This is a genomic window from Phycisphaerales bacterium, from assembly GCA_016716475.1.
Lineage (GTDB): Bacteria > Planctomycetota > Phycisphaerae > UBA1845 > Fen-1342 > JADJWG01.
Genome location: JADJWG010000002.1, coordinates 183,243 through 197,507, shown reverse-complemented (window position 1 = coordinate 197,507; position 14,265 = coordinate 183,243). Strand labels below are relative to the sequence as shown.

The window sequence follows — 14,265 nt, the reverse complement described above, 5'->3', positions numbered from 1 at the left end:
CACCGTTCGCGCGCGTGGCGCGTCGGTCCGACTGCCCCCGCGTTCCTTATTCGACGGTCACTGACTTGGCCAGATTACGCGGCTTGTCCACATCACACCCGCGCAGCACCGCCGCGTGGTACGCCAGTAACTGCAACGGGATGGCTGTCACCAGCGGCGCCAGCAACTCCGGTACGTCGGGCACATACAACACATGCTCGGCGAGTTGCCGGATCTGGTCATCACCCTCGGTTGCGACGGCAATCACCTGGCCGCCGCGGCTGCGCACCTCTTCGATGTTGCTCACGACTTTGTCGTAGAGGTGATCGCGCACGGCAATCACAACCACCGGCATACCCTTGCTGATCAGCGCAATCGGGCCATGCTTCATCTCGGCGGCGGGCAGACCTTCGGCGTGGATATAGCTGATTTCCTTCAGCTTCAGTGCGCCTTCGATCGCCACGGGGTACTGCAGCCCACGTCCGAGGTACAACCAGTTGTTGTGGTCGATGAAGGTCGCGGCAATCTGCCGCGTCTGGCTGGTCGTGTCGAGCGCCCGCTCGACCGCCTCCGGGATGCGGACAAGGCCCTCGAGGTATTCCTGGCATGCGGCCGGGCTCAGGTGCCGCCGCCGCCCCAGTAGTGCCGCGATCATCGACAGCACCGCGACCTGCCCTACGAACGCTTTCGTGGAGGCCACACCGATCTCGGGGCCGACGTGCAGATACACACCCGCATCGGTTTCCCGCGCGATGGTCGAACCCACGGCATTCACGATGCCCAGCGCCAGCGCACCGCGCTCCTTCGCTTCACGCAAGGCCGCGAGCGTGTCGGCCGTCTCACCACTCTGAGAAATCGCCAGCACCACCGTGCGGTCGAGAATCAGCGGATTGCGATAACGGAACTCGCTTGCATACTCCACCTCACATGGGATCCGCGCCAATTCTTCGATCAGGTATTCACCCACAAGGCAGGCGTGCCAGGCGGTTCCGCAGGCCGTCAGGATGATGCGGTCGGCCCGCGCCAGGTCCCGGGCCACCGCGGCCAACCCACCGAGCACAACGCGTCCCTCGTGCAGATCGACACGCCCCCGCATGCAGGTCCGCAGCGCTTCGGGCTGCTCGAAGATCTCCTTCGACATGAAGTGCTGGTGCTCGCCGAGTTCGAGCTGCTCCAGCGTCCAGTCAATTTCTTCGAGCTCCTTGGTGACCTCGACGGCCTGCAGATCCGTCGTGCGAAAGCCCCGCGGTCCCACCACGGCGATCTCATTGTCGGACAGGTAGAGCACTTGCGGAGTGTGCTGAATGATGGCGGAGGCGTCGGAGGCAATCACGAATTCGTCCTGACCCACACCGATAATCAGCGGGCTGCCGCGCCGCGCCACCACGATCTGGTCGGGGTGGTCGGCATGCAGTACGGCGATGCCGAAGGTGCCCCGCACGTCTCGCAGGGCTTGCCGAACGGCTTCCTCGAGATCACCCTCGTAGAACCAACCCACCAGTTTCGCGAGCACCTCCGTATCGGTCTCGCTCTCCATGTGGATGTCATTCTGCTCAAGAAACGCCCGCAGAACGCGGTAGTTCTCAATAATCCCGTTGTGTACCAACGCCAGCCGCCCGCTCGCATCGCAGTGCGGGTGCGCGTTGCACTCCGTCGGTGCCCCGTGCGTTGCCCAACGCGTATGAGCCATTCCGATCCGGGCCCCAGCCACATCGCCGTCGAGCCGCTGTTCCAGCGCCGAAATCCGCCCGACGCTCCGCCGAATGACCAATTGCCCGTCACGCAGCACGGCGATTCCGGCGGAATCGTAGCCACGGTACTCCAGCCGTTTCAGCCCCTCGATCAGGATCGGGGGGGCTTCACGGTGCCCGACGTACGCCACGATACCGCACATACCGATACTCCTGCGCCGCTCCCATAATCTACCCTGGGTCACGACCGCCAAGGTCCAAGTACATAAACACTGCTACAGACTGCGCGACCCGGCCAACCGTAGCAACGCCCGACGGCCACCGGACCGATGATAGGATCGGCGTGCATCCCGCGGAAGTGCAACGGCTTCCGCAGAATCCGGCCCGGTCTGCACTAGTTTTCTACGCTGGCACGCTGGAGCAGTTCTGTGTCGGGCTGGTTATCTCCAGGTCAGTGAGGATTCTGTGATGTCCGCACCCGCCCGGCTCGTTTCTCAGCTCCTGGTTGAAGACGCCGAGCTACGAGACATCGTAGAAGAATTTGTCCAGGGCCTCTCCAACCGCCTGACAGAGCTACGTGCTGCCCACGCCCAGCTCGATTTCGACCAACTCGCGCTCTTGGCCCACCGCCTCAAGGGTGCCGCCGGTTCCTATGGTTACCCAGACATCAGCCACGTATGCGCCGAAATGGAACAGCAGTTTCGCAACCATGAAGTGAACACCTTTGACCGCCGACTGACTGAGCTGCAGCAGCTAGTCTCGGCCGCAACCGCCGGTCTGAATGAGTCTTCACAATAGAAGTCCCATAACCACTGGTCGCGCCGCTCACCTGGGGGTGATGTGCCATCCGGGGGCCTCGCTGGGATTTCGACGGCAGCGCCTGATTTCAGGGGATCCTCATGTCAAAAAGCCAGCGCTCAGAGTTGCTCGCCAGCACGCAGGCCCGTCTACGTTCACAGGGCTTCCTGATTGGGGCCACGTCCCGCCAAGCCATTGCCCGCGGCTGTGCTACCAGTCTATGGCAGAATGAGAAGGGCGAGACTTTCGAGTTGATCGGCGCCTACTCGTCTGAGGCCCTGGCACGCTCACAGGAGCCCTGGAGCGATGTCCAGTTCGTACAGGTCGTCAAATTCCAGGGCGAAGGCCGCCCCGAGCTCGACAGTTATACGCGCCGGTGAAGAGTCCCCAATGCGGGGGGCAAACGTTCCTGCCCTCATATGGGTAGAACTGGGGAGTGCGGCTACCTGTCAGAATGGCAGCGTGGTCCGCAAGGGTGCGTCGTACCGGTGGTCCATGAGCCGCCTGCTCCACATCTCCAATATACTGTAACTAACTTTATATAATGCAGTTGCGCGAATTCTCCCACATCCAACAGCGCGGTACCGGACTTGCATGGCATTGAGCCGGTAGCGCCTTGCGCTGACATTTTTAGCGTGGCGCACCTGGGAGATGGCTCATGTCGAAGATTATCGGAATCGATCTCGGAACCACGAACTCGGTGGTCGCCGTCATGGAAGGTGGCCAGCCCAAGGTGCTGGTCAACGACTCCGGTTCGCGCCTGACCCCGTCCGTGGTCGGGTTCACGGATAAGGGTGAGCGCCTCGTGGGGCAACGCGCCCGCAATCAGCAGGTCACGAACCCGCGCAACACGATCTACTCGATCAAGCGGTTCATGGGCCGCCGCCATCGCGAGGTGTCTCACGAGGAGAAGATTGTTCCCTACGAGGTCGTTGGCGCGGCCGATGAACTGGTGAAGGTCCGGGCGAGCGGCAAAGAGTACGCGCCGCCCGAGGTCTCGGCGATGATCCTGCGCGACTTGAAGGCCACCGCCGAGCGGTACCTCGGTGAGACCGTCGACCGTGCGGTGATCACCGTTCCGGCCTATTTCAACGACGCCCAGCGGCAAGCCACCAAGGAAGCCGGCCAGATTGCCGGGCTGACCGTTGAGCGCATCATCAACGAGCCGACCGCGGCCGCGCTGGCATACGGCTTCGAGAAGAAGGCGAATGAGAAGATCGCGGTCTTCGACCTTGGCGGCGGGACGTTCGACATCTCCATCCTGGACGTCGGTGAGAACGTCTTCGAAGTGCTGAGCACGAACGGTGACACGCACCTGGGCGGCGACGACTTCGATGAAGAGCTGATCAACCACCTCGCTGAGGAGTTTCGCCGGAAGGAAGGCATCGACCTCAAGCAGGATCCCATGGCGTTGCAGCGCCTGAAGGAGGCCGCGGAGCGCGCCAAGTGCGAACTCTCCGGCTCGCTCGAAACCACCATCAATCTGCCGTACATCTCGGCGGATGCCAGTGGCCCGAAGCACTTGCAGCTCACGATCACCCGCGCAAAGTTCGAACAGCTCGTCGAGCCATTGATCGCACGTTGCCGTGGTCCTGTTCTGCAGGCGCTCAAGGATGCCAAGCTGTCCCCGCGCAAGTCGACGAGGTCGTGCTGGTCGGCGGTTCTACCCGTATGCCGCGCGTGCAGCAGCTCGCCAAGGAAATCTTCGGCAAAGAGCCCAATCGCAGCATTAACCCTGACGAGGTCGTCGCTGTCGGTGCGGCGATTCAGGGTGCGGTACTCACCGGTGAGAAGTCTGACATCGTCCTGCTCGACGTCACGCCGCTTTCGCTGGGTGTCGAGACCTTCGGCAGCGTTATGACGGTGCTCATCCCAAGGAATACGACCATCCCGACCAGCAAGAAGGAAGTCTTCTCCACCGCGGCCGACAACCAGGAAGCCGTTGACATTCACGTCCTTCAGGGCGAGCGGAAGATGGCCGGCGACAACCGCACTCTCGGGAAGTTCCAGTTGACCGGCATCCCACCGGCACCGCGCGGCGTACCACAGATCGAAGTGACTTTCGACATCGATGTGAACGGGATCCTCAATGTTTCCGCCAAGGATCTCGGCACCAGCAAGGAGCAGTCAATCGTCATCAAGTCCTCTTCCGGCTTGAGCGACGACGAGGTCCAGCGCATGGTCAAGGACGCCGAAGCCCACGCGGCTGAGGACGAGGCCAAGCGCAAGCTCGTCGATACGCGGAACCGGGCAGACCAGATGGTCTACCAGACCGACAAGTCGCTCCGCGAGCACGGCGACAAGGTCGAAGCCGGTACGCGCACGGAGATCGAGCAGGCGCTCAACCGGGTCCGTGATGCACTCAAGAGCGACGACGTCGGTGTGATTGAGGGCGCACTGGGCGAGCTCGAGCGCACGTCTCATAAGCTCGCGGAAGCCATTTATAAGTCGCAGGCCGGTGCGGCCGGTGCGGCGAGTGCCGAGGCCGGTTCCGCCACCACCGCTCACAGCGGTGCCAGCGAATCGGCGAAGGACGACGATGTCATCGACGCCGAATTTGAAGTGAAGAAGTAACGATCGGGCCTGCCAGGGCCTTCAACGCCAGCCGGCTCCCACGGTTTCGGGATCGCTCCCGGAATGATAGCCGACTGGCGTCTTTTGTTTTTCTGAGGTGTCCCATTTCCGCGTGACGGGAACCCCGGACACTCCGCCTGCATCTAAGATCAAGCGGAGGATCCGAATGGCCGCAGGGCGGCTCGTATCGCCTATCGTATGCTGTGGCGGTGCCACCGCCGCGAGGGTTACCAAGGTGCCGAAGCACACGATCAACCTTCCACCGAGTGCCCCCAACAATGAGCAGCCGTCGCGACGGAAATACGGACGGACACCTTGGATCGATTGCGCGACGGGGCTGCTGCTGATCCTGGCCACCGTGGCCGCACCCGCACCGGCCGACATCTTCCACCTTGCGACCGGTGGAACGGTGGAAGGCAAGATCATCGGCACCGAGGACGAGCACTACCTCATCCGCACGACGGTGGGCATGGTGCGCGTGCTGATTACCTCAGTGGAGCGGATCGAGCCCTCCGAAACCCCCTTCGACGAGTACGTCGCACGCGTCGCGGTGACCCCCGACACCGCCGAGGCCCAAATGGCACTTGCGGACTGGTGTGAGAGCCAGAACCTGCGGGCCGAGCGCCGCCGCCACCTGCAGCGCGCCGTCGAGATCGATCCCGACTTTGAGCCGGCGCGACGCCTGCTCGGCTATGTGCAGATCAATGGCGTCTGGATCGACGGTCGCCGCATCATCGAGCGCCGCACCGCGGACCAGGTCGCCAGCGACGCGGAAGCCGAGCACGACCGGGCCCTGCGCTCGCGCCGCGGAGAGCTGAACCGCGAGATTCGCACGGTGCTTACCAATATGCTCGGCAGTCCGCTGGAGCACCTGCGGCGCCAGGGGCGCGAGCGACTGCTTGCCATCCGTGATCCGCTGGCCATCCTGCCGCTCTCGGAGAACCTCGTGCGCGGGTCGGTCCACCTCCGGCTGCTCCTCGTACAGATCCTCGCGAGCTTCACCGAGGACGAAGCGACACTGAATCTTTCGATTCTGGCGCTGGTCGACCCGAGCGAAGACGTGCGTGCCGCCGCGCTCCTGGAGCTGGGCCGACGCAATGATCCGCGCGTCGTTGCGCAGTATCGCGAAGCCCTGCGTACCGGAAACGACTTCATCGTGGCGCGCGCCGCGATCGGCCTGGGCAAGCTGCAGGCGGCCGAAGCGGTACCGGATCTGATTCACGCCCTGACGGCCGAGCGATCGCGCTTGGTCGAGGTCCCGGTACGGACTTACTTCCGCTCCTGGTCCAGCGTCTACGCGCCGACCGTCATCACAGGGGTTGCCATCGGCAACGCGCCAATTCAGTATGATCCACGGATCGGCGTCTGTCCGGGCTCGTCGTGGCGCGACTATGGTTACGACCTGCGCACCGAACTCCAGCGTCGCCTGGTGACCGTGTACCGCACCGAGGTGTTGGAAGCCCTCAAGCGCATCTCCGGCGAGAACTTCGGGTTCGAGCGCGAGCCCTGGCGCCGCTGGTATGAGGAGACCCAGAAATGATCCGTACACTGATGGGCCTGCTGTGCGGCACCGCCGCCGCGCTGGCGGTCGCCGGTGAACCCTCCGAAGACCAGAAGCTGCTGGCGCAGGCCGCGGCCCAGCGGGCAGCGCTGCCGGACGACCCGGTGCCAGCCCAGGTGACGCCCGCTCGGCCGGTCGCACCCGCGGTGGTGAACCGGACCGATGAGGAGCGTGAGGCCCGTCTCGAAGCCCATCTCGCGCTCGCCCGACTCGAGCTCGTCCTCGCTCGGCAGGCCATGCGCAGCAATGATCTGCGCACGGCGGCCTTGCACGCGTTGCAGGCCCAGGTGTTTCTCGTCCAGGTGCCTCCGCAAGTGGACGTCAGCGACCTCGACCTGCAGGCGGAAGGCGTTTTAGCCCGCGCCCAACAGGCCGGCATTGCGATCGAGCGCTTGCGACGTGACGCACGCGAACAGGCCCCACTGCCCCCCGAAGATGCCGCGCTCGACCGCGCCGTCCGCGGGGCGCGCGACGTCGCCCGCTCGGCGGAGCTGGATCCACGCGACGATATCGACCTCCTGGTCGACGAGCGCACCCTGCGTGAACGCACGATCCGACGGCAGCAGCCCGATCGGCACGGCTACCGGCCGGGGCGCGAGTTGATCGATCTCGAGCGCGTCGCCGCTCGAGGGGATCAACGGGTGGCTTACCAGGAAGCCCTTCTGCAGGCCTACCGCGAAGACGAAGCCCGTCTTCTGATCGCAGCCGATGAGGCCCGCATCGTCCCGCAGGGCGACGTCGTCTACCCGGCCGATTGGCGCGCCCGGGTCGCACGCCGGAAGCAGTGGGAAATGGGCCAGGTGGCGCGGTCGGAGAGCTGGTTCGACAAGGACGGGCGGGAGTGGTACGTCGCGATTTACGACCTTCGCGACATCCTCTATGAGCCGCCGAACTTCGCCCCGGCCAGCGGTCACAACTTCAGCTTTTCACGTTACCACAACTTCGATCGGCATCGTTATTGGGACCGCGGTTTCGGCTGGGGTTTCTACGAGGACACGCTGCCGATGTTGCGTTACTTCGGCGGGGTCGATCCGATCGTCGAGCGTGGACCGAAGTACAGCGCCGAGCGCCAGCGTGAGGTCGTGCAGATGATCCAGGCCTTCACAGGCGCACAGGCGATCGAGACGGAGGGGGGCATCATTCTGATGCCCGGCACCCCTCCATCGGCACCTTCACAACCGTAGGTCGCGAGCAGAGCAATTCAGGTACTACCCAACGCCGCGCGCTGGTTGGCCGCTTCCCAGAGGAAGTGCTCCGTGTACTGCGGATCGACCCGCTGACAGGTGCGCGTGGCCTGTTCGGCAATGTGAGCGTAGTCAGGGTCTTCCGTCCGTGTGTGGAACTCGCCCGCGAGGATCACCAGCCGCAGCAGGTGCCGCAGGATCAGGCCCTCCTGCTTCACCAGATCGAGCGCCTTCACGGATTTGAAGAACTCCCCATCGCGCTCGAACGCATCCCCCGCGATCCACTTCGGCTGCACGAAGACCGGTTCGGGCGCCGCGAGCTGGGCCTCGAACGCGAGCTTCAGCATCTCGGGAAAAGTCGGCGGCGGGGGCTCGTCACTTTCTTCCCAGCGATCGACCCACCGGCGCGGCCCATCTTCCGGCTCGGCTTCCGCAGAGGCACCCGCCAAGGCGACGCCCATGGAAATCATCAGCGGTTCGAGCACCTGCGTTTGCAGCGGCCCCTTCGGCAGACGATCCTCGGGCAGCCGCACGTTGCGCAGGATCGGCCGCGGCACTTCGAGCACGGCTTCGAGCGCCACGAGCTTCTCGGTGGCATCCGCATGCGTCAACGTGCGTGCCAGGTATTCCGCGAAAAGCGGATCCATGCTGCGATAGTTCAGCAACTGGTGCATCGAATCGTCCAGGGTGACATGGTCGCCGTCTTCCGAACGTGTGAGGTAGCCCAACCCGGCGAGATTCGCGAGCATGAAATCAAGCTGCTTGCCGAAACCCTCCAGCCGGTCCGCGCCGCAAAAGCGTCGCTCCATGAACTGGCGCACTTCGTGCAGCGTGCCTGTCTGCGTCAACAGAAAGATCAGGACCGAGTACGGCAGCATGCCGCGACTGACAAGCTTGGCCGGACCGGCCGCTATGAGCGTTCGAAACTGCCCCTCGCTCCAGTACTGCTCCGTCGCGCGACGCGTCGGCCGCTTCCGCTCCAGTTCCTTGCGCATGCGCATGAGGCCGGGATCCTTGGAGCGCGGATCGATCTGGTCATACCGCTTCCGCCACTTGTGAATCTTCACATCATCATCGTGCGCCACCGCGTACACGTGCCCCTGCGTGTCGAACTGCGGGCGGCCGGCCCGGCCGAACATCTGGTGCGCGGCCGAGGAGGGAATCACCTTCTTCTCGCCGTGCGGGCCTTTCAGCAGGGTGGTCAGCACGCACGAGCGTGCGGGGAGGTTGATCCCCGCGGCGAGAGTCTCCGTGCAACAGACGAACGGAACGAGCCGCGCGGTGAACAGTTCCTCGACAATCAGCTTGTGCCGCGGCAGCACGCCGGCATGATGAACCCCGACACCGCGCAGCAGCATCTGCCGCAGCTTCGGCCCGCTGCCTTCGGCGAGCGCGTCGGCATGCGGTGCGAGGGCCTGCTCCAGCTCCGCCTTCTGCCGGCTCGTCACGAGCGGCAGACCCTTCAACTTCTCCGCAAGTTCCCAGCACTCCTCCCGGTTGAAAGAGAACACCAGCGCCGGGGTGCGCATGCTGTGCTCGTCGCCCTCGGCCATGCTGACCAGCAGCTCGGTCAACAACCGGTCCTCGACCCAGTGGAACTCGAGCGGCACGCGCCGCTGCGTGGACGTAACCACCTGCACACGGCGCTGGTGCTTGTTCTTGAGCCAGTCGGCGAAGTCGTACGGGTTGCCGACCGTCGCCGACAACAGCAGCACACGCACGTGCGGCGGCAGCAGCGTGAGTGAAAGCTCCCACACCACGCCGCGCTCGAAGTCGTTGAAGCTGTGAAACTCGTCCATGACCACGGCGCCGACATGATCCAGATCGGCCACCGCCGCGTCGCGCGCCAGCAGGTGATTCAACAGAATTTCGGCCACGACTACTCGGATCAGCGCCTCGGGATTCTCGCGCCGGTTCCCCGTGATGAAGCCGACCTCGGTGCGCTGGAAACCCCAGCGTTCCGCCAGATCCTGGAACTCGCGGAATTTCTGCTCGGTCAGGGCAATCAGCGGCGTGGTGTAGTACAGCCGGCGGCCGCTGTGAAGAGCTTCAAAGAGTGCCGCCTCGGCAATCAGGGTTTTGCCCATCCCCGTCGGTGCGCAGACCATGACGCCGCCGTCCTGTTCGAACCACGCCAGCAGGGCTTCCTCCTGCACCGGGTACAGTTCGTAGGGCACCGCTTCGAGGAAACGCGAACAGATCTCGTCGCGGCTGAGCGCCATGGGGATCGTTCTCCTTCGGCCAGCCCCCCGGAACACTGCGGCTCGAAGTGGCGCCACCGTGGTGCCACGGGACAGGCCCGGCACAGCTCAAGACACGGTCTGAGGCCCCGGAGAACCGGGCGCCCGACCAGCAGGCCCCGGGCGGACCGGAGTTGGACTTACGCCGTCGCCGGGTCGCGCTTCTCGGGATCAATCCCCAGGTCGGCCACGACCTGCGGCAGCTTCGCACGGTCGAACTGTTCCCGCTGGGCCAGTTCCGTCAGCGCGGCCAGCGTCACGAACTCCGCCGTCGTCTCGAAATGGTTCCGGAGATTCCGCCGTGTCTCACTGCGACCGAAGCCATCCGTGCTCAGGATCGACATGCCCGCCGGCGCGAACGGCGCCAGCCGCTCGGCCAGCGTACTCACGTAGTCGGATGTCGTCACGATCGGCCAAGGTTCCGCGGCCAGCTTCTGTGAGAAGTAAGGCACACGCTGCGGTGCGGCTGGGTGCAGGCGATTCCACCGCCGGCAGGCCATGGCTTCGCGATAGAGCTGGTTGTAGCTCGTCACGCTCCAGACGTCGGCCGCGACCTTGTAGCGTTCACGCAGCAGCTCCTGTGCGCGCAGCGCCTCCTGCATCAGCGGACCGCTGCCAAACAAGTGAATCCGCGGGAGCTTCCCGGGCTTCTCCGCCGCCCGGAATTTGTAGAAGCCCTTCAGCACGCCTTCTTCGCAACCCGGCACCTGCGCGGGCATCGGGTAGGTCTCGTTGTAGATCGTCAGGTAGTAGAAAATGTCCTCCCCGTCCTCGTACATCCGCCGAATGCCGTCCTGGACGATCAACGCCAACTCAAACGCGAACGCCGCATCGTACGACTGGCATGTCGGCACGGTGCTTGCATGCAGCAGACTATGGCCGTCCTGGTGCTGAAGCCCTTCACCATTCAACGTCGTGCGGCCGGCGGTGGCACCGCACAGAAAGCCGCGGCAGCGCTGGTCTGCCGCGAGCCAGATGCTGTCGCCGACCCGCTGGAAGCCGAACATCGAATAGAACAGGAAGAAGGGGATCATGGTCAGGCCGTGCGTGGCATAGGCACTGCCGGCCGCGATCCACGACGCCATCGACCCGCACTCCGTGATGCCTTCCTCCAGAATTTGCCCGTTCTTACGCTCCTCATACCGCATCAACAGGTGCGCATCGACCGGTTCGTAGAGCTGCCCGGCGTGGGCGTAGATGCCGAAGCTGCGGAACAATGCTTCCATGCCGAAGGTGCGGGCTTCGTCGGGAACGATCGGAACGATCAGCTTGCCGAGGCGCTTGTCCGACATCAGCCGGTTCAGCATGCGCACAAGCGCCATGGTCGTGGCCACCGCCCGATCGCCGCTGCCCTGTAGAAACTCGTCGAACATGCTGCGCTCGGGAGGCTCGATCGACACCGCCCGCACCTTGCGCTGCGGGACGTAGCCGCCCAGGGCCTTGCGCCGCTCGTGCAGGTACTCGTACTCGGGGCTGCCCTCGTCGAAGCGGCAGAACGGGGCGTCTTTCAGCTCCTTGTCGCTGATCGGTATCTCGAAACGGTCGCGGAACGCCCGCAGCTCATCCTCGTTGAGCTTCTTCTGCTGATGGGTAATGTTCTTACCCTCGCCCGCTTCGCCCAGTCCGTAGCCCTTGATCGTACGGACGAGGATCACGTTCGGCCGACCCTGCGCAGCCGCCGCCGCCGCATACGCCGCGTAGACCTTTTCCGGGTCATGCCCGCCCAGACGCAAAGTGCGAATCTGCTCGTCGGTCAGACGGTCGACCAGCCGCAGCATTTCGGGATGGCGGCCAAAGAAGTGCTCACGGGAATAGGATCCGGATTCGACCGTGAAGCGCTGCCATTGGCCGTCCACCACGTCGTGCATGTGCTGGATCAGTAACCCGTCGGTATCCGCGGCAAAAAGCGGATCCCAATCGCTGCCCCAGATGACCTTGATGACATTCCAGCCCGCCCCGCGGAAATTCGCCTCGAGCTCCTGGATGATGTTGCCATTCCCCCGCACCGGCCCATCGAGCCGCTGGAGGTTGCAGTTGATCACCCACGTCAGGTTGTCGAGGTGCTCGCGTGCGGCAAGGTGAATCGCCCCGAGACTCTCGGGCTCGTCCATTTCCCCGTCGCCGAGGAAAGCCCAGACGCGCGAACCACTTGTGCGCATGAGGCCGCGGTCTTCGAGGTAGCGATTGAAGCGCGCCTGGTAGATCGAGTTGATCGGCCCAAGCCCCATCGAAACCGTCGGGAACTCCCAGAAATCAGGCATCAGCCACGGGTGCGGATAGGACGAAAGCCCGCCACCCTGGCCGAACTCGCGCCGAAAGTTATGGAGTTGCGTCGTACTGAGCCGTCCCTCCAGGAACGCCCGCGCATAGATCCCCGGCGAGGCGTGCCCCTGAAAGAAGATGTGATCGCCCGACGTGTGCTCCGTCTTGGCCCTGAAGAAGTGATTGAAGCCCACTTCGTACAGCGTCGCCGAAGATGCAAACGTCGAGATGTGGCCGCCGATGCCATCCGACTCGCGATTCCCGCGCACCACCATGGCCATCGCGTTCCAGCGCGCGTAGCTCTTGATGCGGCGCTCGATCTTGCGGTCGCCGGGGTACGGCGGTTGCTCACGCTTGGGGATCGTGTTGATGTACGGCGTATTCGCCGCGAACGGAATCGGGACTTCACGCTTCAGGGCCCAGCGGTGCAACTGGTCCAGCAGGAAATGCGTGCGGCGCGTCCCGCCTTGGTGGTGGACCGCTTCGATCGAGGCCAGCCATTCGGCCGTTTCGATCGGGTCAATATCGCGGGGTTGGGTAGGACGCTCGGTTACGTCATCCATCATGGGCTCAATCATGGTCACTACAGTAGCCGCCGGCTCATTTCCGTCAACAAAGCCACGGACAAGTAAAAAAGTTGAACACTCCATGCGAGCCCCCCACCGCCTCATCCCGCCAGCGGCACGGGGCCGCGCCGTGCACGGACGAACAACCGCAGCGTTCGCAACTAACGCATAAACAACGATTTATGTGTTATCCCGCACCCGTCTGCCGGCCAGCAAGAATTGGGGGGACACCCCCCACGCCATCGATCCGATTCGCGCCCATTGCAGTCTACCGGATTGACTCGTATACTGCCTGATTCGAGACCTGATCCACCCCCACGGGGCGATCCGTGACAAGGGAGTACCCGTGTACGCGATTTTTGAAGACGGCGGAAAACAATACAAGGTCACCACCGGCGATAAGCTGCTGATCGAGACGCGCGAACTGGGCGAAGGCCAGAGCACCCTTACGTTTGACAAGGTGCTGCTCGTCGGTGCAGGTAGCGAAGCCAAAATCGGCCACCCCTTCGTCCCCGGCGCGACGATCGAAGCCAAGGTCGTCGAAGCGCTCAAGACCGCCAAGGTACGGGGTGTGAAGTTCAGCCGCCGGAAGGGCTTCAAGAAGACCTGGGGCCATCGGCAGCAGATGCTCAAAGTTGAAATCGGCGCGATTCATGCGTGACGCTACGGCGTTTCATCCGGTCCGCAAGGCCCGGACGGCCGCAACCTGGCTGCGACGGCTGGCTCTGCCAACCGTCGTTTTTTTCTGCGCCGCGCTGGCTCCGACCCAGCGAGCACGCCCGAGCATACCCCCGTCGGACGATGAGCTTGTGCCGGCCACCCAACCCACCACCACCCAGCCCGAGTCCCTGCCGACAGTGGAGACGGTTGCCGAAGCCCAGACCCGCGTGGCCCGGACACTGCCCAACGACGCCTCCCCGCGCGCGCGTGACCATCATGCCGCCCTGCGATCAGCGCTCGCCTTTACGCAGGCGCTCCAGCGCGGCGACGCGGCTGCCGCGGCCCGGCTGGTCGACGCCACCGGCTTCCACGAATTGCCGCTGTCCGGGCCACTTCCGGAACAACCCGAAAAGCCGCTGATCGGCGACGCCTTGAAGAAACGCATCGCAGCCATACCCCCGTTCGATAGCGAGACGTGGCGTGCGGACCATGTACGTGTGCCCCCGGCCCGCGCTGCCCGGGAACAGTTCCCAGCGCTCTTCCGCTGGATGTTGCCCAACGATGCCCTCGTCGAGTTCTATGCTCCCACGGGTGTCGAATCGCCGAGCTGGCGACAGGGCCCCGCTGTTCTCGTCATCCGGCTCCGCGGAGGGGCCGCAACCGTAATCGGCGGGAACCTGTTTCACGCCATCAAACCACCCCCGCCGCCCGAGACGGAGGAGTACACGGGCGACGGGGAAGACAAATAGA

9 protein-coding genes and 1 pseudogene are annotated in these 14,265 nt (G+C 64.1%); 7 read left to right on the top strand and 3 right to left on the bottom strand.

What is annotated here, in order from left to right; translation table 11 throughout:
* Positions 1 to 46 precede the first annotated feature (46 nt).
* Complete coding sequence (gene glmS / locus IPM18_08360) at positions 47 to 1,873, bottom strand: glutamine--fructose-6-phosphate transaminase (isomerizing) (protein MBK9119600.1); 1,827 nt, start codon at positions 1,871 to 1,873, stop codon at positions 47 to 49.
* A 262-nt stretch (positions 1,874 to 2,135) separates the two neighbouring features.
* Between glmS and IPM18_08355 the strand changes: the two genes are divergently transcribed.
* From IPM18_08355 to IPM18_08335, 5 genes and pseudogenes are all read left to right on the top strand, one after another.
* A complete protein-coding gene (locus tag IPM18_08355) occupies positions 2,136 to 2,468 on the top strand; it encodes an Hpt domain-containing protein (GenBank protein MBK9119599.1) in 333 nt (110 codons plus the stop codon).
* A 101-nt stretch (positions 2,469 to 2,569) separates the two neighbouring features.
* Positions 2,570 to 2,848: a hypothetical protein gene (locus IPM18_08350; protein MBK9119598.1), complete on the top strand. Its 279-nt coding sequence runs from the start codon at positions 2,570 to 2,572 to the stop codon at positions 2,846 to 2,848.
* 278 nt (positions 2,849 to 3,126) lie between these two features.
* Positions 3,127 to 5,042, top strand: a pseudogene (gene dnaK / locus IPM18_08345) (molecular chaperone DnaK).
* A gap of 235 nt (positions 5,043 to 5,277) precedes the next feature.
* On the top strand, positions 5,278 to 6,582 hold the full coding sequence (locus IPM18_08340) for a HEAT repeat domain-containing protein (protein ID MBK9119597.1): 1,305 nt from the start codon (positions 5,278 to 5,280) through the stop codon (positions 6,580 to 6,582).
* Positions 6,579 to 7,787 (top strand): hypothetical protein, encoded by a 1,209-nt coding sequence (locus IPM18_08335; protein MBK9119596.1) that lies wholly within the window; start codon positions 6,579 to 6,581, stop codon positions 7,785 to 7,787. The genes IPM18_08340 and IPM18_08335 overlap by 4 nt, the downstream gene beginning before the upstream one ends.
* 17 nt (positions 7,788 to 7,804) lie before the next feature.
* On the opposite strand, the gene IPM18_08330 is transcribed toward IPM18_08335, so the two are convergent.
* Both IPM18_08330 and aceE read right to left on the bottom strand, forming a co-directional pair.
* Complete coding sequence (locus IPM18_08330) at positions 7,805 to 10,009, bottom strand: DEAD/DEAH box helicase (GenBank protein ID MBK9119595.1); 2,205 nt, start codon at positions 10,007 to 10,009, stop codon at positions 7,805 to 7,807.
* 158 nt (positions 10,010 to 10,167) lie between these two features.
* The gene (aceE, locus tag IPM18_08325; protein ID MBK9119594.1) at positions 10,168 to 12,852 is read right to left on the bottom strand and encodes a pyruvate dehydrogenase (acetyl-transferring), homodimeric type; all 2,685 of its coding nucleotides are present in this window, start codon (positions 12,850 to 12,852) and stop codon (positions 10,168 to 10,170) included.
* 349 nt (positions 12,853 to 13,201) lie between these two features.
* Between aceE and rplU the strand changes: the two genes are divergently transcribed.
* Together rplU and IPM18_08315 are read left to right on the top strand one after the other, a co-directional pair.
* The gene (rplU, locus tag IPM18_08320; GenBank protein MBK9119593.1) at positions 13,202 to 13,516 is read left to right on the top strand and encodes a 50S ribosomal protein L21; all 315 of its coding nucleotides are present in this window, start codon (positions 13,202 to 13,204) and stop codon (positions 13,514 to 13,516) included.
* On the top strand, positions 13,509 to 14,264 hold the full coding sequence (locus IPM18_08315; GenBank protein ID MBK9119592.1) for a hypothetical protein: 756 nt from the start codon (positions 13,509 to 13,511) through the stop codon (positions 14,262 to 14,264). The genes rplU and IPM18_08315 overlap by 8 nt, the downstream gene beginning before the upstream one ends.
* The last annotated feature ends 1 nt before the right edge of the window (position 14,265 follow it).